Origin of the sequence: Okeania sp. SIO3I5 (assembly GCF_010672085.1) — a bacterium.
GTDB lineage: Bacteria > Cyanobacteriota > Cyanobacteriia > Cyanobacteriales > Microcoleaceae > Trichodesmium.
Window position 1 is genome coordinate 1 of record NZ_JAAHHT010000004.1, and the last position, 20917, is coordinate 20917.

The window sequence follows — 20917 nt, forward strand, 5'->3', positions numbered from 1 at the left end:
CAGAGTATGCAACACAGATCCAAGGACGCATACCTAAGCGGTAGGATAATTCCCACTCACGACCCATATAAGTAAAGATACCGATGAGGAAGTGGAAAATTACTAGCTGGTAAGGGCCACCGTTGTATAACCACTCATCTAAGCTAGCTGCTTCCCAGATAGGATAGAAGTGTAGACCAATAGCATTGGAGGAAGGTACTACTGCACCGGAAATAATGTTGTTTCCGTAGAGTAGGGAACCAGCGACGGGTTCGCGGATACCATCGATGTCTACAGGAGGAGCTGCTACAAATGCGATGATGTAGCAGATAGTAGCAGTTAGGAGGGTAGGGATCATTAAGACTCCGAACCAACCGATGTAAAGACGGTTATCTGTGCTAGTAACCCAGCTACAGAACCGTTCCCAAACGTTAGCGTTTTCACGCTGTTGTAAAGTAGTGGTCATAATAGATGTATGATTGCTTGATGTATGTATGAAATTTTCGAGGTACGGCGGTCGTTGGTTTTGTGTTCCTTGACCGTTATTAATACTTTAGCTACTTTATTTCTCTTTGTAAAGGGGTTTGTATCTTAAAGTATTCAATCTAATGAATAAGTAGGGCTTATTTTACCAAAGTAATACTATAGCAATTCCTAAAAAGTGCGAGGTACAAAATTTTAGGTTTGAGGGAACACTTAACTTAACTGGGAACAGGGAATAGAAAAGAAGAAAAGCAAGTGTACTTCATAACTTTGGGAATTACTATATCAGGACTTACGCAGTACCGCTATTTATGGTGTATATATCTAGGATTATTCTGGATATTGCCACTACAATTAGTGCCGTTGCGTAAGTCCTGTATATTTAAGTGAATCAATCAAAAAGTAGCCCGCTTATAGCCTAGACTTTATATAGAATCCGAGTAATTAGTTATCGTATTACTGAGGAGTAATGAGTAATGAGGTAGGGACGTATTGCTGACGCTTTCGCTCCGCTAACGCTGCGCGACATGTAACGCATTAATGCTCAAGCAACGTCCGTACGGAGTAAGGAGTAATATCAAATCTAGTTGAATACAAGAGTGTATTGTTGGGGGAGATGGGGAGATGGTCCGATTTAATAATGAACATATATAGCTGAGAAAGAGTTGCTTAGGACATGGACTGATGATGAACCTTAGACTGGGAAATGTTTTTCTAACTGTTCCCTGTTCCCTGTTCCCTGTTCCCTGCTATACTATATAGCCGGATTATATATTAAATCTAATTTGAAGGTGATTATCCACTTTTTGAAATTATGGTATATTTTTATCTCAAAACTGCTGTAAATTTTTCATCAAACAAATAAAAAAGCTCCCCAAAAATGGAGAGCTTTCTTTAATTAATCAATCAACTTAATTAATCAGTCAAAAATTAACCCTTGATAGAAGGAGCTTCTACTGCAGCTAAATCTAGAGGGAAGTTATGAGCGTTACGCTCGTGCATTACTTCCATACCCAAGTTAGCGCGGTTGATGATGTCTGCCCAAGTATTTACTACACGACCACTGGAGTCAATGATAGACTGGTTGAAGTTGAAACCGTTTAGGTTGAATGCCATTGTACTCACACCTAATGCTGTGAACCAGATTCCTACTACTGGCCATGCTCCTAAGAAGAAGTGTAAAGAACGACTGTTGTTGAATGATGCATATTGGAAGATTAAACGACCGAAGTAGCCATGAGCTGCTACGATGTTGTAAGTTTCTTCTTCTTGACCGAACTTATAACCGTAGTTTTGAGATTCAGTTTCAGTTGTTTCACGAACTAAGGAAGAAGTTACCAAGCTTCCGTGCATTGCACTAAACAAAGAACCACCGAATACACCTGCTACACCTAACATATGGAATGGGTGCATTAAGATGTTGTGCTCTGCTTGGAATACAATCATGAAGTTGAATGTACCAGAGATTCCTAAAGGCATTCCATCAGAGAAACTACCTTGACCGATAGGATAGATTAAGAATACTGCAGTTGCTGCTGCTACAGGAGCAGAGTATGCAACACAGATCCAAGGACGCATACCTAAGCGGTAGGATAATTCCCACTCACGACCCATATAAGTAAAGATACCGATGAGGAAGTGGAAAATTACTAGCTGGTAAGGGCCACCGTTGTAGAGCCACTCATCTAAGCTAGCTGCTTCCCAGATAGGATAGAAGTGTAAACCAATAGCGTTGGAGGAAGGTACTACTGCACCGGAAATGATGTTGTTTCCGTAGAGTAAGGAACCAGCGACGGGTTCGCGGATACCATCGATGTCTACAGGGGGAGCTGCTACGAATGCGATGATGTAGCAGATAGTAGCAGTTAGGAGGGTAGGGATCATTAAGACTCCGAACCAACCGATGTAAAGACGGTTATCAGTGCTAGTAACCCAGCTACAGAACCGTTCCCAAACGTTAGCGTTTTCACGCTGTTGTAAAGTAGTGGTCATAATAGATGTATGATTGCTTTATGTATGAAATTTTCGAGGTACGGCGGTCTTGGGTTTTGTGTTCCTTGACCGTTATTAATACTTTAGCTACTTTATTTCTCTTTGTAAAGGGTTTTAAGAATAGTGTTTTTGGAGTTAGTTATAAGTTTTATTTATCAATTTTAGACAAATGGACAAAATAAATATATGTGATAATGAAAACTATCTCTAATTATCAATTATCAATTATCCATTAGTACCCAGGAACTCCGGGGGCAAGAAATAGGCTGTCAAGTCGGACTATCGGGGTCATTATGTCTAGATAAGTGGCGCAGGGTAGCAATGTCTAACGATGTTGGAAGCCCGCGCTGTACCTCCTAGAGGTCAGCGTCAGGAGGATGTCACGCTAGTACAGAGATTGCTTTGATCTGAAGGGATGGTTCGGGAATGGGTTGACCATCTTCTCGCAAGGTATCAATATAAAGTTCGATCGCTTCTCTGATATTACCTTCTGTTTCTTCAAGGGTTTTACCTGTAGAAATACAACCCAGTAAGTCAGGAACATAAGCAGAATAGTTATTCCCAGTCCATTCAAAAATAACAATATATTCTTTCATTATTTATTCTCTAATTGTGCTTGTTTCCAAATGCTTTTGAGTGTTCCAATGGCAATTTCATCAGAAAAATTACCTGGTAAAACAACAATACCGGGTTTTTCAGGATGCTTTAGAACCCGATCACTGCCTCGCATTCTTGCTTCATACCATCCATCTGCTTCTAATTTTTTTAGTACCTCACGAACTTTCATGGATTTTCCTTTATATAAATACTTAATCAAGCAAGTATGTTGATATACAATCTGTAACTAACTGGACTTTAGGAAAAAACAGGTTAAAAATAAGGTAAAACCCTTATACAGCAATATTTTCACCTAAAATTAGACGTTTTCTTGATATATCTAGGTTTTCCTGCGGAATGCTACGCAAACAGCTATTTTAAGCAAGTTCAGGTATTTCCCTTGCAAATACTGGGTTTGAAGCCATTTTCAGTGTAAAAAATCCCAAAGTCCAGCTAACTAAATTTAACTTCACCTATGCCTAGAATTGTTACATATAGTCCTGCATATACAGTAGTTCCTACTTATGAGTGCTTTAATCGTTGTAACTATTGTAATTTTCGCTCAGATCCAGGCAAAAATTCTTGGCTGAGTTTGTCAGAAGCAGAAACACTATTATTATCCCTCAAAAATCAAGGTATAATTGAAATTTTGATTCTGAGCGGTGAAGTACATCCGAATAGTAAATACAGACAAACTTGGTTTCAACTAATCTATGACTTATGTAAACTAGCTCTATCTTTAGGATTTTTGCCCCATACTAATGTCGGGCCACTTAGTAGGGAAGAAATGAAGGAGTTGAAACAGGTAAATGTATCAATGGGATTAATGTTGGAACAGATAACACCTAAATTACTACAAACAGTCCATAAAAACGCTCCTAGCAAGATACCACTTTTACGGTTACAACAATTAGAATCGGCAGGAGAATTAAAAATTCCTTTTACTACTGGTTTATTGTTAGGAATTGGAGAGACTGTAGCTGACTGGAAAGAAACTTTAGAAGCGATCGCTAATATTCATCAAAAATGGGGTCATATTCAAGAAGTTATTCTACAACCCTACAGTCCTGGTAATCAAGAAATATGGAATGGTGAAGGTTTTGAGATTAATTTATTGCCTGAAGTTGTAGCGATCGCCAGTCAAATTTTACCCTCAAATATTACCCTACAAATTCCTCCCAATTTAGTTACAAAACCGGAAATATTATTAGCTTGTTTGGAAAGTGGTGCGCGAGACTTAGGAGGTATCGGACCATTAGATGAAGTTAATCCTGATTATCCTCACTCCCACTATCAAGCTTTAGCAAAAGTTTTGGAGTCTGGAGAGTGGCAGTTAATTAAAAGATTACCAGTGTATTCTAAATATGATGATTGGTTGCCAATAAAATTAAAAAATATTGTGAGTAAATGGCGTATGAAATTATCCATCCATTGATAATCTTTGCGATCGCGACTATATTATGAATCTCGTAATTTTAAGCTCTGATAATTTTACCGAAAAATTTTGGTTTAAAGCCGGACCTTGGATAGGGGATAATAAATAAAAATTTTCATGATTAGTCAATACTATCAGTTTCAAGGAGAGGTAATTATTAATTATTAATTATTAATTATTAATTGTTGAAACAGAGCAACTCCGGTGACGATACCATAGACTGCCCAGCTAGTACCATTGACAATACCAATCAATCTATTAGGTAATGCCTGACAAATAGCAGAACATAGCGATGCACCAATAGCTCCGTTCATAGCTCCACCAACCAAACTGGAGAACAGCCAAACTCCAAAGGTGTGTACTCGTTTCTGAGTATGGTAACTGAGAATGCTTGCTTGGGTGAGTGCCATAAATGAGAATAAAATTGGCTGATTGATGAGATTAAGCCAGAATACTTCCCACAACCCAAACTTAGACCATAAACTGTTAACTATATTACTCACTAAAGGTTGTAGCAAAGCTAAGATGTAGTAGCCAAATATCCAACCAAAAGCACTTGCCAAAGGCCAAAACCAATCTCTCAGACCTACCCACCTCAAAATTATCCATTGCAGAGAACCCACAATAGCTCCTGAAAAGAAGAGCGTAGCCATAAACTGCCAACCGTTATCCTCAAGGTATCCCACCAAGAATCCTCCGATAAAGTTGGCAATAATCCAGACTGCAATAAATTTTGTTTGCTGTCTTCTTGACTTTTGAATCCGTTTCATAAGCGTTGGCGGAGCCTAACGGCAGCTATATCGCTCTCCCTAATTTTTGTAATACGATACAATTGATTTAGTAGTACAAAAATCAGGAGATGAGTGAAATGGACGTAACAGAACTCGAATCTGTGACCTCCACGATGTCAACGTGGCGCTCTAACCAACTGAGCTATACGTCCAAGTATTTAATCATCATAACACACCTTTCCCAAACCTGCAACCCCTAAAAAAAATTTTATATAGTTTTCATTATCCACTATGAATTATCAATTATCAATTATTAATAGCTTTGTTGTAATAGCCATAGAAAATCCGTTCCGCTTTTCGGTTGTCCGCGACATGAAAGGTGAACCTAGTGGCAGCTATATCACCCTATTTCTATTATTCTATTGGCCAATAGTTAAATGGCTCAAAGCCTTTGCAGGTATAAGTTTCAGCTTTTTTTATATCAAAGGTGGCAGCTATATCACCATATCTCGATCATTGATGTTTTATTCATTTATTTATTGGCCAATAGTTAAATGGCTCAAAGCCTTTACAGGTATAAGTTTCAGCTTTTTTTTTTAATACCGAAGATAATTGATTTATTTATTGGACAATAGTTATAGAAGTATGAAGTACAAGGATCTTGGATCTTGTGCGGTAGCTATATGCTTGTCTAGCAACAAAGCCATTATTAATTATTAATTAATTAACTCACCCTCCTCCACACACCCACACTCCCATCCCCACAACCCGCCGCCAACATCTGACCATCTACACTAAATGTTACTGCATTCACTACGGCATTTTGACTCAATACTCCTACTTCCTCCATTGTATAAGGATTCCATAAATACAAATTCCCATTCCGACACCCACTCGCTAACATCAAACCATCGGGACCGATCGCCACGCTATTCACTCCATCAGAATGCTGCAACACTCCCAATAAATCTCCCGTCGCTAACTGCCACAACCGAACAGTATTGTCACTACTGCCACTCGCTAATATCTGACCGTCAGGAGCGATCGCTACACTCCGAACTACATCACTATGACCAGTCAAAGTTAACAACAATTTCCCAGTTGCCACATTCCATAATTTAATCGTCTTATCTCCACTCCCACTCGCTAACACTTTTCCATCCGGACTAATAGCAACGGACTCCACCCATGCAGTATGACCTTTCAAAAATCCTCGCATTTTCCCACTGCCGAGATACCAAACCTTTACCGTCTTGTCACCATGACTGCTTGCCAATATCTGACCATCTTGACTAATAGCGATCGCCTGTACGGCACCCCAGTCTTGACCAAACCAATTCCCCAAAGTTCGCACCAACTTTCCTGTACCCAAGTTCCAAATTTTTACGTTGCCGTCATTACTCCCACTCACCAAAGTTTGACCATCGGGACTAAAAGCGATCGCTTGCACCCATCCAGAATGACCGAACATCCAACCTCCTAAAGTCTGAGGAGCGCTACCAGTTCCCAGAGTCCAGACTTTAATACTATTATCTTCTCCCCCACTCACCACATTCTGATTATCAATACTAAATGCTACAGTTCTCACTTTGTTACCATGACTTTCTAAACTTTCCAATGCTTCCCAAGAATTTCCTACTGTTTGCATTAAATCTTGTAAAACTTCTTCTGCTGAATGATAACGTTGTGGCAAGGAAACTTGCAACATTTTATTAATGATATTACTTAAGGATGTACTCACTGGTCTGGGTAAATGTTGTTGCCATAACCATTCCTCACCGTGACGCAAGTCGAAAGGGTTTAGTTGAGTCATTAACTGAATACAAACAACACCTAAACTATAGATATCGCTAGCAAATACTGGTTGACCCATTAATTGTTCGGGAGCTGTATATTCTGGGGAACCGATGACTGTGGCAGTGTTAACATTGGCATTAGTCGAAATAGCTTTGGCAGCACCAAAACCGACTAAACATAAATTTCCACTCCATTCATATCCTGTTTCATCAGTACCACGACGAATAATATTTTCTGGTTTAATATCGCGATGAATGACTTGATTTTTGTGTATAAATTGCAAGACTGGCAGTATTTCTCTGAGGAATTTTCTAATTTTTTGTTCGTCAAATGTGCCTTGTTCTTTTAACTCTTGAGCTAAGTTTTTTCCTGGTATATATTCTTGAACTAAATATTGATAGGATGAGACAATAAAATAGGCTAATAAACTGGGGATTTGGGGGTGTTTTCCGAGTTTGTCTAATTGTAATGCTTCTCTATGAAATGATGTTGATGCTTTTTCTATTTCATTGATATTTTGTATTGCATTTTTACCTGAAGTAGCTATTGGTAAAAATTGTTTAATTACAGAGATTGGTTTTGAGGGAATATCCTCATCAACTGCTAAGAATGTTCGACTAAATGTGCCTATTCCAATTGGTTTGAGGAGGCGATAATGTTCTCTCAAAATTAGTTTTGCTCCGCAACTTTGGCAGAATTTATTTTTGTCTGAGTTTTGGGGTTTTTGGCAAGTAGGATTATAGCAATAACTCATACTATTTAGAAGTCAAAATTTAAAAGTCAAAATTCAAAAGTTAGATTTTATAGGCTCAAAACTTTGACACTACAGTAATTTCAATAAATTATTTCACATCTAAAGTTTCAAACTATTTATAACATTCTTTTTCAAAATGGTATCATACTATAGCAACCTTATTTCAGTTGTATAGCGCTAGGCATTAAGGTTAGGATATTTCTAAATATTGAAACCCTTTGACAGTTTACTATTCCCTATTCCCTATAGCCATAAGAAATGATTTGTGAGAAAAAAACTGTAGGGGTTTGGTCTCCAAATCCCTTTGCGTTTGGGTTTGGTCTCCAAACCCCTACAATAAAATATTATACCATTTTGAAAAAAGAATGTTACGAATAGTAAGGGCGATAAAAATATTTTAGAGGAGATGTTTCTTTGACAAAAAAAGATGATTTATGACATAAAAAATGCTATTTAAGCGATTCCCATACGACTCCTGACTCCTGACTTCTGACTCCTAAAAATCACCCTAGCTATTTGTAGCAAACATTTATCAAATTGGTATTACAACCTATTTAGGATTGCTATATTCCCTATTCGCGCTTCGCGTAGCGCTATAATATTTTGGTGGTACTTAGAAGTCAGCTAAATTCCTCTGAAACTTCACTATGACTTAGGCAAAAACCGGGTTTATCGACGAAATTATGATTGTAGTTTCTCTTCGGACTCCCCACACTCCTCAGACTTCCTAATTTCTCTTAATTGGGATAGCGAGAATTTAACCAACTTTCTAAGTCTTCTAGACTGTTAAAATCTAACAAATTTTCTCCTACACTTTCCAAGTCTTCAATAAGTAAATTTTCAATTTGACTGGTTGTTGCGGTGGAAATGTCTGGAAATCTTTTTTCCAGGAAACCCATAACAAAGGCGATCGCTTTACTCAGTCGTGCTTTTGCTTCACCTTTAATTATCCCTTCAATTATCCCTTGTTGTTCTGCATAAGCTATTCGTCCTTTTTGATCTTGCAATCCTATTGCTCTATATTCGACTCTTTCTAATTCTTCTGGTGTCATGTTAATTTTATTAGCAAAGTTAAAAGCTTGTTTTATTTCGGCAACCATGCCCAAACTTTCTGGTATATCATCCAATCTACCAGCTTCTTTTAGGAAATAAATCCACTTATCAGCTAAAGTTTCTAATTCAGATAAGGTTTTATTAAACTTCGGTAACTCGACAAAAATTAGCTTCAATTCTTCATCAGGATATTCCCAGTTTTGCTCCTGATGTTTAAACACAAATGGATTAATAACATCTGCCTTATCTCTAAAGAAGATAAAATCCATAATTGTTACTACTATTGTTGGATGTAGTAGAAGGAAATTGTCTTTTATTTTCAACTGGTTATTATAACCTTTGGCTAAGTTATACATTACTGCCTTGCTAAAAGTAGTCATCCCTGCAATTTCCATTTCAATAAACACAACCGAACCATCACATAGGACAGCTTTTATATCTAAACAGGTATCTTTTAAATCTTTTAAACTGATTACTTGATCGGGAGTAAAAGGGTTGATAATTGTTACATACTCAATAGTTTTTTCTCCATCATAAATTATGGCATTAAGAAAGCCAATTAAAATCTCTTTGCTTTCTTCGGAGCCAAATATTTTTTTAAAAGCATAATCAATCTTGGTACTAACAAAATTCATAGTATTTTTTTCCTTAAGAGCATTTGAATTATTCAAAATATCATATCATAAATGGAAAATGTAAGGCGATCTTCAGGACTTACATAGAAACCGGGTTGATCGACTAAATTTCCTGGTTCAAACAACAATAATCAGAGCAATAAATCCGGTTTATTAGTTGGGAAAGCGTAAGTCCCGATATTTCTATTGATTCGGATAGCGAGAATTTAACCAACTTTCCACATCTTCCAGACTGTTGAAATCTAACAAATCTTCTCCTAAACTTTGCAAGTATTCAAGAGGTAAATTTTCAATTTGAATGGTTATTGCGGTGGGAATATCTGGAAATCTTTTTTTCAGTAAACGCATAACAAAGGCGATCGCTTCAGATAAACGTCCTTGTTGTTCTGCATAAGTTATTCGTCCTCTTTCATCTTGTAATGTTATTGCGCGACGCTCAACTATCTCTAATTCTTCTGGACTCATATTAATTTCATGGGCAATGTTTAAAGCTTTTTCTATTTCTACAACTTCTCCTAAATTTTCTGGTATCTCATCCAAATTAGCTGTTTCTTTCAGGAAATAAATCCACTTATCAGCTAAAGTTTCTAATTCTGACAAACTTTTTTTAAACTTGGGTAACTCAACAAAAATTAGCTTCAATTCTTCATCAGGATATTCCCAGTTTTGCTCTCGGTGTTTAAACACAAATGTATTAATAACATCTACCTTTTTTTTGTGATTTTTTGGGTTTTTAAATAAGATAAAATCTGTAATTGTTACCGCTATAGCCGGACGTAGCAAGAGGTAATCATCTCCTTTTTTTAACTGGTTGATATAACCTTTGACTAAGTTGTACATTACCCGCTTGCTAAAGCCACTCATTGATGCTACTTGCATTTCTATAACCACAATTGAATCATCAAATAAGACAGCTTTTACATCTAAATAGGTATCTTTTAGACTCATTACTTTACCAGGATTAAAAGGATTGATAATTGTTAAAGATTCAATGATTTTTTCTCCATTATAAATTATGGCATTTAGGAAACTGATTAAAATATCTTTGCTTTCCTCGGAACCAAATATTTTTTTAAAAGCATAATCGACTTTGGGACTAACAAAACTCATAGTGTTTTTTTCCTGAAGATAATTTGAGTTATTCAAAATATTATAGTCTACATTTTGTGTTAGGAAATATCGGGCAAAAAATCAGGATTTGTAGGGGCGAATCGCTATTCGCCCCTACAGAAATTAGGAGATGATATCTGTCTTAATTTAAGATATTTTTTCCATCTATTTAGCGACAAATCTACTGTACTAATCGACGAACTTTCCCATAACTAATGTAAGATTTACCATCAGCAGATTCTCGCACTTCATCAACTACAAACAATACTCCTTCAGCTCGAATATTCCGAGGAAAACGAATATTAAAATCAGGATTATATCCATCTGAAACTACTCTTGCTCTTAGCTTACCTTTTTCTTTAATACACTGAATTAAAATCCCATCACCCACAGTATCAACAGTTTCTAAATCTTCCCATGTTCCTGTTGCTTTGACTGCTGCTAATTTTTGAGATTTAGCTGTAGTGGTTGCTGCTTTTTCTTCACCGGGTATAACTAAGCGACGAATATTACCGCTAGCACGGTAAAAAGTACCATTAGCTGAAAGTTTAATTTCCTCTACAACATAAGTCACTCCCTCTTGACGAATTTCACGAGGAAACTGAACATTAAATTCAGAATTATAGCCTTCTGAAATCACCCGCACTCGGAGTTTTCCACCTTCTCGAAAACATTTGACTAAAACACCGTCGTCACCACTAGAAACCGCTTCCAAACTATTTGCATTTCCTGCGGTAGAACCTCGTAATTTCAAGTCGTCGCGACTCCGGTTCAACGTTTGATATGATTGATCGCGCATTTCTTTGCGACTGGCACGATCAAGGTTGCGGTTTTCGATCCGTTGCGCGTAATATTCTAATTGCGCAATTTCCTCGGCAACTTCAAATATTTCATTTAATAATTTGCTCTTGAGTTCATCAACCTTAGAACGTAATACTTCTGCAGCTTCCTCGTACTGTCCTCGATCTGCCATAGCGATCGCTTCATTTTTCAGGCGAGCTATTCTCAGTTGACTGGTTTGTTCGACTACGGACAAATCCGCTTCGGTGCGACTTGCTTCTTCAGCGGAACCGACTGTTATTGCAATCGGAATTTGTTCCGATACCTGTTGATTTTTGTCATCAATAGTCTTTTGATACTGATACTCTATAGTACCAATAGTTAAGGAACCGGGATTTTTTTGCGGAGGAATTGATAGTTGTAGAGCTAGCTGTTTCGCTTCAACTTGATAGACATCCCCTAAGAAAATTTCCCATGCTTCTCCCTGAGTAGTTGACTGATAGTTATTCAACACTTCAGAAATCTGTACTGATGCTTCCGGACGTAGAATTACTGTGAGATTTTCTGCCACAACAGAAGTTAAACTTTCTAACTCGATACGGAAAACGTCAACTGCGTCATCTGGAGATTGAATAAAATAAAAATTTCCACCAGCAGCATCTGCTATATCAATCAGCAAGTCTTCATTAAAGTTGGTTCCAAACCCCAAAGTCGTCGTGATAATTCCCTGTTCTGCTTTTTCTTTGGCAGTTTTTGTTAAATCTTGACGGTTGGTAATTCCGCTGTTAGCTTGCCCATCAGTCAGCAGTAGGACGCGATTCAATCGTTCTTCAGTTTGTTGAGATCGAACGCAATCGCAACCCATCAACCAACCACCACTCAGGTTCGTACAACCTCCAGCTCTAATTCGACTTATTTGAGTAGAAATTTTGGCTTTGTCTGCTGCTGTCTGCGGGGGCAATATTGTTTCTGGGTTATCATCATAGATAACAACAGAGACAATATCATCAGGGTTGAGTGACTCAACCAACTTTTGAGCAGCTTTTATTGCATAACGCAGAGGTTGACCTCCCATTGAACCGGAGCGATCGATAACTAAACTCAAGTTTAATGGGCGACGGTTAGATGTTTGGACTCGATCTTCGGCGTTGAAATTGAGAATTAAGTCGAGTGTTGTCTGAGTATCAACTGCAATTACAGAATGGGAAAGAGAATAATTTGCTTTCATTAGTTTTTACCTTTTTATTTTAGGGAACAGGGAACAGGGAACAGGGAACAGCGAACAGGGAGTAATATCATGTCCGGTTGAATAGTTATAAATAACGAGGGAGGAGGGTGGGGAGTGTGGGAAGTGTGGGAAGTGTGGGAAGATTTGGTAATGGTTGAAGATGGAACTTTTTTTTATCACTAATTATCCGGACATGATATAATAATTGATAATTTCTAGATAAGAATTTATTAGGACTTACGCATTAACCCTATTGGTAGGGTGTGTTTCCGCTAAGAGCGGACATGAAAAGCGCGCTTAGTAACGCACCTAGACCCTATATATAGTGCCTTTGCGTAAGTCCTGTTTATTTTATAGCGCTACCCATTAAAGTTAGGATATTTACAACAAATTTCGGAGACAATGATGTACAGGATCAATGATAAAAATATTGTAGTGCGGGCAATATCCCCGCGATGGGTGTACCTCATAACAACGGAAACTGCTGTATACATCTTGAAACCCTTTGACTATTCCCTATTCCCTAGCGCTACGCGCTATACTTTTTATTTTTGCCTCTATTGGTATCTTTTGAGGAAGTTAGCGCAAATTGCTATTGGGTTTGGAGACCAAACCCTTACAAACAAATATCATCAGGACTTAGGCCAAATATGGAATTACACAGCATCTGTAGGGGCGAATGGCATTCGCCCTTACTAGATCTGGCGGTTCTGCGTAAGTCCCGATCATAACATAAGCGCAAATTGCTATTGGGTTTGGAGACCAAACCCCTACTTTAAACAAAAGCCTTTATTTCCTCTATTAATTTATCAATTTCTGCCTCTCCAGTAAAATAATGAACACAAGCTCTCACACAATCTGGATCGAGGATAGTTCGCACCATAATTCCCTGGTTTTCTAAATATTTAACTAACTCTTGATGGGATTTACCATTGGTTAACTGGAAAGAAACTAATCCTGCTTCTGGAGGTGCGGTGCGCAAACATTTAATCTCAGGAATTTTGGTTAAATTTTCCCATAAATATCTACTTAATTCTTTTATTTTTTCATACCTTTCTGTTGCAGTTCCCCACTGATTATGGAGAGCAAGTGCTTCCCTTAAACCCGAATATAAAGGATAAGCAGAAGTCGCAATTTCATAACATCTACCATCAGGTTGCCAACCAATCGGTTTACCACTTTTATCTTTCAAAACACCCCGCCAACCAATAAAAGTAGGACTTAAACTTTCCCTGGCTTTCGCACTTACATAAAGACCGCCTAAACCTTCGGGACCACAACACCATTTATGACCAGTAAAAGCATAAAAATCAACTTCTGTTTCTGCTAATTTTAAAGGTAAAACTCCTACAGATTGAGCAGCATCAACTAATACTTTAATTGGGGATGGAAATAAATGATGACATGATTTAACAATTTCAGTCAATGGTAAAACTTGACCAGTATTCCACAATATATGACTAATTACTAACAATTTAGTATTTGGGCGTAAATTTTCAGCTATTACTTCTACAGGCTTTCCTTGATTCAAAGTTTCCATTATTGGGCAAGTAGATACCTCAATATTGAAACGTCTTTTAATTTCATCAATTGTAGCAATAACTCCCGGATGTTCGCAGTCAGAAAGTAATAGATGATCTCCCGCCTGCCAATCTAAACCCCAAAGTGGAATATTACAACCTACAGTAACATTTTCTGTCAAAGTAATAGTATCTGGAGAAACTCCTAATTCAGCAGCGATCGCTCCTCGCATTAAAGCTGCTTCATTTATCACCCACTTACCAACTTTGTCAGAAAAAGGTCCGAGATTTTGTACTTTTTGATAAGAGTCAGAAATTGCTTGTAAAGATATTTCTGGCATCGGTCCTTGACCGCCATAATTAAAATAATTTTTATTAGCTAAAGCTGGAAAATTTTGTCGATAATTTGACAATTGGGAAAGATTCTGGTTCATAAAATTATTAACGTTCAACGACAAAGTTTTGTGCTTTGCAATTATATCATAAATCCTAATTTAAGCTTTAATATAGCGATCGAATATCGGTAATATCAAATCCGCTTAATTCAGTAGAAAAAAATGTTCCATCTGCAAGCATTACCAAATCTTTCTATAATCTCCCGACACCTCCCACACTTCCGACACCTCTTTTTTTCTTCTTCCCTATTCCCTATTCCCTGTTCCCTATAAATTATATTGCTATATTTTCTAATTCCGATTGAGTCTGAACAAACTCATTTTCTAATTTCGTTAACAGTTTTTTTGCCTCAACGATCAAAGTAAGTTGAGCTTTTTTTTCTATAGAAGCAGCAATTTTCTCCATACGTACAATCCCTAAATGTCTACAACTCCCTTTCAAGTTGTGAGCAGTTAATTGTAATGTTTCAATTTCGAGTTCATCTATAGCTTTTGTCATAGTTGCTAATAGTTGTGTAGTTTCCGTAATAAACAAAGTAATCAATTCATCTACCACATCCGGTTCACCCTCAATTTGTATTTCTTGACGAATATTTGCCATCACTTCCCAGTCTACTAGAGGATCGTTTGAAACCTTACTTGGGTTGGGAGAGGGAGAGTGAGAAATATCCGAGTTTGTTTCTGGTGTCATTTCTAATCCTGAATTTTTATTTGCCAAAACTTTTCTGCCCCAATTGACTAAAACTCGCTGTAAAGCTTGTACTTTAACTGGTTTACTAATATAATCATCCATACCTGTTCTTAGGCAAATCTCGCGATCGCCTTCCATTGCTCCTGCAGTCATCGCCACAATAGCAGGTCTTTTGTCTAACTCTTTGCCATACTTTTCACAGATATGTTCTGTTGCTTCCAAACCTCCCATTTCTGGCATTTGTACATCCATCAAGACCAAATCATAACCTACTTGCTCCAAAGCTGTCAAAGCTTCCAAACCATTACTAACTACATCAGGGGAATAACCCATCCGTTTTAACATTGACAACGCCACCTTTTGATTAATAACATTATCTTCAGCAACCAAAATTCTTAAAGGTACTTGTTTTGCCAGATTTTGATTAATATCTACCTCAGCTTGATTTTTGCTCCGAATTTCACAATCTGCAAAAACTTTGATCAGTACATCGTACAATTGACTGGATTTAATCGGTTTATTTACACAAGCTTGTAAATCTAGCGTAGCATTATGTTTTGGGCAACCAACTGAAGTTAACATTACCAATGGTAGTGTTTTCAGTTTTGGCAACTTACGAATTTTAGCAGCCAAATTTAGACCATCCATTTCAGGCATTTGCAGATCTAAAATAGCCAAATCGAAATGTTCGCCTCTCATCAGCAATTCTAAAGCTTTTGCAGCACTCTCTACTCCTGTAGAAATCATATTCCACTTTTTAGTTTGTATTTTTAAAATGAGTCTATTAGTAGGATTATCATCAACTATTAATACTCGTTTACCAGTAAGTTCAGGCTGAGGATTGTCATAAGGTTTAGGGATACTCGGAGCAGTTGTAGTTAAGATTGTAAAGTGAAACGTTGAACCTACAGCAATAGGATTTGCATAAACCCAATTATTTTGATTCGCAACTATAGGATTTCCTGCCACATTCCCTGCACTTTCTGCCCAAATTTGCCCCCCCATCATTTCACATAGTCGCTTACTAATAACCAAACCTAAACCAGTACCCCCATATTTACGAGTAGTTGACGAATCTACTTGAGAAAAAGATTGAAAAAGTCGCTTCAAACCTTCTGACGGAATACCAATACCAGTATCTCTGACAGCAAAATGAATTTGTTGGGTAGGTTCTTGAGAATTATCGGAGTTAATTTCTTGGGCAGTGATACTTATTACTACTTCTCCAGATTCAGTAAATTTAATCCCATTACTGACTAAATTAATTATAATTTGACGCAACCGAGTCGCATCTCCCATAATTGTGCAGGGAGTAGAATCGTCTATAATATATGCTAATTCTAGTCCTTTATTTATCGCTTGAGGAACTAACAAATCTAAAGAAGATTCCACGCATTCTCGTAAATCGAAGGGTTTGTGTTCTAATTCTAACTTATTAGCATCAATTTTTGAGAAGTCGAGAATATCGTTAATAATGACTAGCAAATTATCTCCACTATCACGGATAATTTCGACAAAGTTTTGTTGTTGCAAATCTAGGGCAGTATCTAAAAGTATACTTGTCATGCCAATTATTCCATTCATCGGCGTGCGTATTTCGTGACTCATATTGGCCACAAATTCTGATTTGAGCTTGACTAATGATTGAGCTTCTTTGAGGGCCTTATTTAATTCCTGATTTTTTTCTTCTAATTCTGCTGCTATCTGGGCTGTTTGTTTCTTGGATTTGGCCTCTTCTTGAATATGTATTTGAATTTGTCTTACTGCAGGCCGAAATACAAAGAGTCCCTCTGACAAAACTATTAACATAGATATTGTCAATAATAAATTTTCAGTCTGCGTAGCTTGGCGAACTTTTTTTTGGGCCTCATCATCATATTGGAAAACAATTTCATTCATCCGTGGCAAAAAATTGGCCTCATTTTCCAAAATTATTTCTACAAAAGGGCTAATATTTTTCTGTGGTGAATCTGAGTTTATAGCTATTAGCAAATCTTTAGCTGCCTCAACCATTGCTTGATAATATTCGTCCATTTCAGCAAACATTTGTTTGACTTTAGGACTATTATTATTAGTAGGTAATCCTAAATCTGAATCTCCCCACTGTAGTCCTTCATGGGAACGTTGGAATAACTCCACAACACTTTGTAGCTCCTCTTGACGTTGTTTTTTTACTTCCAAATTAGCGCTCAACTGGATAGCTAATGAAGCTTTACTCAGTTTTTGACTCAGCATTCTTTGACGACCTGCAATGTTAATTACCCGAGAACTGGTAAACTGATATTCTAGGGATTTTTTTACTATCATCTGTTCAACTACAAATAATCCTGCTATTACACTGAGTCCAGCAATATAAAGCACTGTTAGGAGCTGAGTTGGAGATGAATTTTGTGTTCTTTTTAACATTTTGTTTTTTAAAGTTAATTTTTTTGAGCTTTGATTATTTTGTAGTTACAAATATTTGCTATTTTTTTCAATTTTATTTTTATTCTAACAATAGCTTCAGAGGGTATCTATAAATAAAAAATTAAGCCTTTATGTGGGGTAGGTTTTGCTAATGCCAAGCTCCGCTAAATGGCTGTTGCCTACATGAAAAGGTGACAATAATCTCACAAAATAAAATAAGATTTCTCTGGCAGCCATAACCCACCGAATACTTGTGATTTGAGACATTTCTTTAGATTGATTTTACAGATACCTTCTGATTATTTTGTAATTACAAATATTTGCTATTTTTTTCAATTTTATTTTTATAATAACAATGGCTTCAATTCAATAATTAATTATTAATTGTTAATTATTAATAATTACCTCTTCTTTTTAAGAACAGGATTGGTTAAAAATAAATCTTTTCCTTGAGCGTCAATCCTCTCCCTAAAAGGGAAAGGTAATTATCCATTATCCATTATCCATTAATGAAACCTCCTCTTTTAAGGGGATAAAATAAAGAATATTCCTTATTTCAAGCATCTTAATTCAGATGAGAGGTACTGATAACTGTTCACTAAATTCCTCTGCAGGAGGCTAACGGATAATTGATAACTGATAACTGATAACTGATAACTGAAATGACTCACTAACTCAATAATTAATGTTTATAACTGACTCTCAGCTACTTTCTTACCAACGCTGTCCCAGAAAAGCATTTTTAGATGTTTATGGAGATTTTAGGGAACAAGAATCTCCTAGTGATTTTCTGCTGAAATTGATTAAAGATAGTTCGGAATTTAGGTCTAGTATTGTCAGTAATTACAATTATCAAATGCCACATTATCCTAGGGGAAATATAATTGCCGGAGCAAAGGCTACAGAATTATTAATGGCAGCAGGTGTTGATGTTATTTACAAGGGAGTATTAATAATTCAGGAATCTGCCATAAAATCACCTCTACAAAATCAAATTCAGAGCGATCTTTTTCTATCAATTAATTTTGTCAGTTATCCAGATTTATTGATTAAACAGCCTGGATATTCTCGCTTTGGTGATTGGGTTTATATTCCGACGGATATTAAGTTAAGTAAGCGTCCGAAATTAGAGTATCAAATAGTTAGTGCTTTCCACGCTAAAATCTTAGAGAATATTCAAGAAAGTTTGCCGGAAACTGCTTGGTTAATTCTCGGAAAGAAAGGATTATATAAAGTTAATTTAGAACTGCGAATTCAGCAAATGCAGGAAAGTATTTCTGAGTTAATTGCTATGTTGCAAAATTCTCTAGAACCAGAAGTCTTTATTTCTCGTCAAAAATGTAATCTTTGTGCCTGGTATAGTAGCTGTCATGCTGTTGCTGAAACTCAAAAACATTTATCTCTTTTACCGGGAGTTACTTCTAATAGATATGCTGTGCTGAAGAGCTTGAATTTAACAACTTTAGAATCTTTGAGTCAAACTAATCCTGATGATTTAGAAAGTTACCCAGAATTTATTGATGGAGTTGGAATACAAGTTGTACAACAAGCTCAATCTGTATTGGAAAATAAGGTAATTTTGAGAAATGAAAAATTGACTGGAGAAATAGATAGTCGAATTTTACCAATTGCTTATTATCTGTCAAATAAGTTAGTTAATGCTCCTGTAGAATTATATTTTGATATTGAAGCTAAACCAGATATTAGTCTGGATTATTTACATGGTGTTTTAGTAGTTGATAAACGCTACAACACAGAAAAATTTTATGTTAATTTAGCCGAAAATCCTCAAGATGAAGAACAAGTTTGGTATCAATTTTTAGACTTAGTTTGGAAATATCCTATTGCTCCAATTTATCACTTCTGTGAATATGAAATTCAAACTGTAAAAAGATTAGCTAAACTCTATCAAACTCCAGCTTACCAATGGAAACCATTATTAAAAAGATTTGTGGATATTCATCAAGTTGTTACTCAAACTATTACATTACCTATAGAAAGTTATGCTCTGAAAAATATTGCCCGTTGGTTAGGTTTTGAATGGCGAAATTCTGAAGCTAATGGCGCTCAATCTGTTTGTTGGTATGAGGAATGGTTGAAAACTGGCGATCGCTCTTTGTTAGATGCAATTGTTATTTACAATGAAGATGATTGTTATGCTACTTATTATATTAAAGAATGGTTATCAAAATTTTTAAGGAATAGGATTCAATAATTAATAATTAATAATTAATAATTAATAATTACCTCTTCTTTTCAACGTACATTCCGTGCTAAACTTGTAGGGTGTGTTATATGGCTTAAATTAAGACTATGAAAGGAATTTAGGAATCCGTCTTCAATAATTAATAATTAATAATTACCTCTTCTGTAATACAAGGATTGGCTAAAAGGAATTTTTTTTCTTCAGTTACTGGTTTAGTTATTCTGATAATTACAGCTAAAGTTATTAAGTCAATGACTCAGGCAACTCTTCCTCAAATAACTTTTTTAGCAGAGGTAAATTTTCCCACAGGTTGAAAATTTAAAAATACAGAAGTAGGGAGAATTTGGGAAGTTTGGGAAGTTTGGGAAGTGTATGTGTTTGACTTTCTAGTTGTAAATAGATGATTAGGAGAAGTTGAGGAGAAGGAAGACTTGGTGCTATTATGAATAATCTCAAAAATCAAAGATATAAATATTTAATTTTGACCTGAGTTACTGGTTTAGTTATTCTGATAATTACAGCTAAAGTTATTAAGTCAATGACTCAGGCAAATCTTCCTCAAATAACTTTTTTAGCAGAGGTAAATTTTCCCACAGGTTGAAAATTTAAAAATACAGAAGTAGGGATAATTTGGGAAGTTTGGGAAGTTTGGGGAGTGTATGTTTTTGACTTTCTGGTTGTAAATAGGTGATTAGGATAAGTCGAGGAGAAAGAAGACTTCGTGCTATTATGAATAATCTCAAAAATCAAAGATATAAATATTTAATTTTGACCTGAGTTACTGGTTTAGTTATTCTGGGAATTACAGCCATAGTTATTAAGTCAATGACTTAGGCAAATCTTCCTCAAATAACTTTTTTAGCAGAGGTAAATTTTCCCACAGGTTGAAAATTTAAAAATACAGAAGTAGGGATAATTTGGGAAGTTTGGGAAGTTTGGGGAGTGTATGTTTTTGACTTTCTGGTTGTAAATAGGTGATTAGGATAAGTCGAGGAGAAAGAAGACTTCGTGCTATTATGAATAATCTCAAAAATCAAAGATATAAATATTTAATTTTGACCTGAGTTACTGGTTTAGTTATTCTGGGAATTACAGCCATAGTTATTAAGTCAATGACTTAGGCAA

General features: G+C 36.3%; 14 protein-coding genes and 1 tRNA gene. 2 read left to right on the forward strand and 13 right to left on the reverse strand.

The features are described 5' to 3' along the window. From F6K40_RS01410 to F6K40_RS01425, 4 genes are all read right to left on the reverse strand, one after another. On the reverse strand, positions 1 to 445 hold a 445-nt coding region (locus F6K40_RS01410), incomplete at its 3' end, for a photosynthetic reaction center family protein (protein ID WP_483143759.1). Positions 446 to 1392: 947 nt separating this feature from the next. Further along, positions 1393 to 2454 carry a photosystem II q(b) protein gene (gene psbA, locus F6K40_RS01415; RefSeq protein WP_293130364.1) on the reverse strand — a complete coding sequence of 354 codons (1062 nt, stop codon included), beginning with the start codon at positions 2452 to 2454 and terminating at the stop codon, positions 1393 to 1395. A 380-nt stretch (positions 2455 to 2834) separates the two neighbouring features. Further along, positions 2835 to 3050 (reverse strand): type II toxin-antitoxin system HicB family antitoxin, encoded by a 216-nt coding sequence (locus F6K40_RS01420; protein ID WP_293130367.1) that lies wholly within the window; start codon positions 3048 to 3050, stop codon positions 2835 to 2837. After that, on the reverse strand, positions 3050 to 3241 hold the full coding sequence (locus F6K40_RS01425) for a type II toxin-antitoxin system HicA family toxin (protein ID WP_293130370.1): 192 nt from the start codon (positions 3239 to 3241) through the stop codon (positions 3050 to 3052). The genes F6K40_RS01420 and F6K40_RS01425 overlap by 1 nt, the downstream gene beginning before the upstream one ends. 285 nt (positions 3242 to 3526) lie before the next feature. On the opposite strand from F6K40_RS01425, the gene cofG reads away from it, so the two are divergent. Then, positions 3527 to 4486 (forward strand): 7,8-didemethyl-8-hydroxy-5-deazariboflavin synthase subunit CofG, encoded by a 960-nt coding sequence (gene cofG / locus F6K40_RS01430; RefSeq protein WP_293130373.1) that lies wholly within the window; start codon positions 3527 to 3529, stop codon positions 4484 to 4486. Positions 4487 to 4650: 164 nt separating this feature from the next. Here cofG and F6K40_RS01435 read toward each other — a convergent pair whose 3' ends face one another. The 9 genes from F6K40_RS01435 to F6K40_RS01475 all read right to left on the reverse strand — a co-directional run bounded on the left by F6K40_RS01435 (position 4651) and on the right by F6K40_RS01475 (position 17853). After that, positions 4651 to 5256: a hypothetical protein gene (locus F6K40_RS01435; RefSeq protein WP_293130376.1), complete on the reverse strand. Its 606-nt coding sequence runs from the start codon at positions 5254 to 5256 to the stop codon at positions 4651 to 4653. Positions 5257 to 5355: 99 nt separating this feature from the next. Further along, positions 5356 to 5429, reverse strand: a tRNA-Val gene (locus F6K40_RS01440). Positions 5430 to 5941: 512 nt separating this feature from the next. Next, positions 5942 to 7768, reverse strand: coding sequence for a serine/threonine-protein kinase (locus F6K40_RS01445; protein ID WP_293130378.1), 1827 nt, complete (start codon positions 7766 to 7768; stop codon positions 5942 to 5944). Positions 7769 to 8505: 737 nt separating this feature from the next. Further along, positions 8506 to 9456 (reverse strand): Rpn family recombination-promoting nuclease/putative transposase, encoded by a 951-nt coding sequence (locus tag F6K40_RS01450; protein WP_293130381.1) that lies wholly within the window; start codon positions 9454 to 9456, stop codon positions 8506 to 8508. A 183-nt stretch (positions 9457 to 9639) separates the two neighbouring features. Next, positions 9640 to 10566, reverse strand: a complete 927-nt coding sequence (locus tag F6K40_RS01455) for an Rpn family recombination-promoting nuclease/putative transposase (protein WP_293130383.1) — start codon at positions 10564 to 10566, stop codon at positions 9640 to 9642. 181 nt (positions 10567 to 10747) lie between these two features. After that, positions 10748 to 12574 carry a vWA domain-containing protein gene (locus F6K40_RS01460; protein WP_293130385.1) on the reverse strand — a complete coding sequence of 609 codons (1827 nt, stop codon included), beginning with the start codon at positions 12572 to 12574 and terminating at the stop codon, positions 10748 to 10750. A gap of 775 nt (positions 12575 to 13349) precedes the next feature. Continuing rightward, entirely contained in the window at positions 13350 to 14528 is a 1179-nt protein-coding gene (locus tag F6K40_RS01465) for an aminotransferase class V-fold PLP-dependent enzyme (RefSeq protein WP_293130387.1), read from the reverse strand. 235 nt (positions 14529 to 14763) lie between these two features. Then, on the reverse strand, positions 14764 to 17586 hold the full coding sequence (locus F6K40_RS01470) for a response regulator (protein WP_293130389.1): 2823 nt from the start codon (positions 17584 to 17586) through the stop codon (positions 14764 to 14766). Between the two features lie 129 nt (positions 17587 to 17715). Then, positions 17716 to 17853 (reverse strand): hypothetical protein, encoded by a 138-nt coding sequence (locus tag F6K40_RS01475; protein ID WP_293130391.1) that lies wholly within the window; start codon positions 17851 to 17853, stop codon positions 17716 to 17718. 418 nt (positions 17854 to 18271) lie between these two features. Between F6K40_RS01475 and F6K40_RS01480 the strand changes: the two genes are divergently transcribed. Next, positions 18272 to 19801 (forward strand): TM0106 family RecB-like putative nuclease, encoded by a 1530-nt coding sequence (locus F6K40_RS01480; protein ID WP_293130393.1) that lies wholly within the window; start codon positions 18272 to 18274, stop codon positions 19799 to 19801. Positions 19802 to 20917 lie beyond the last annotated feature (1116 nt).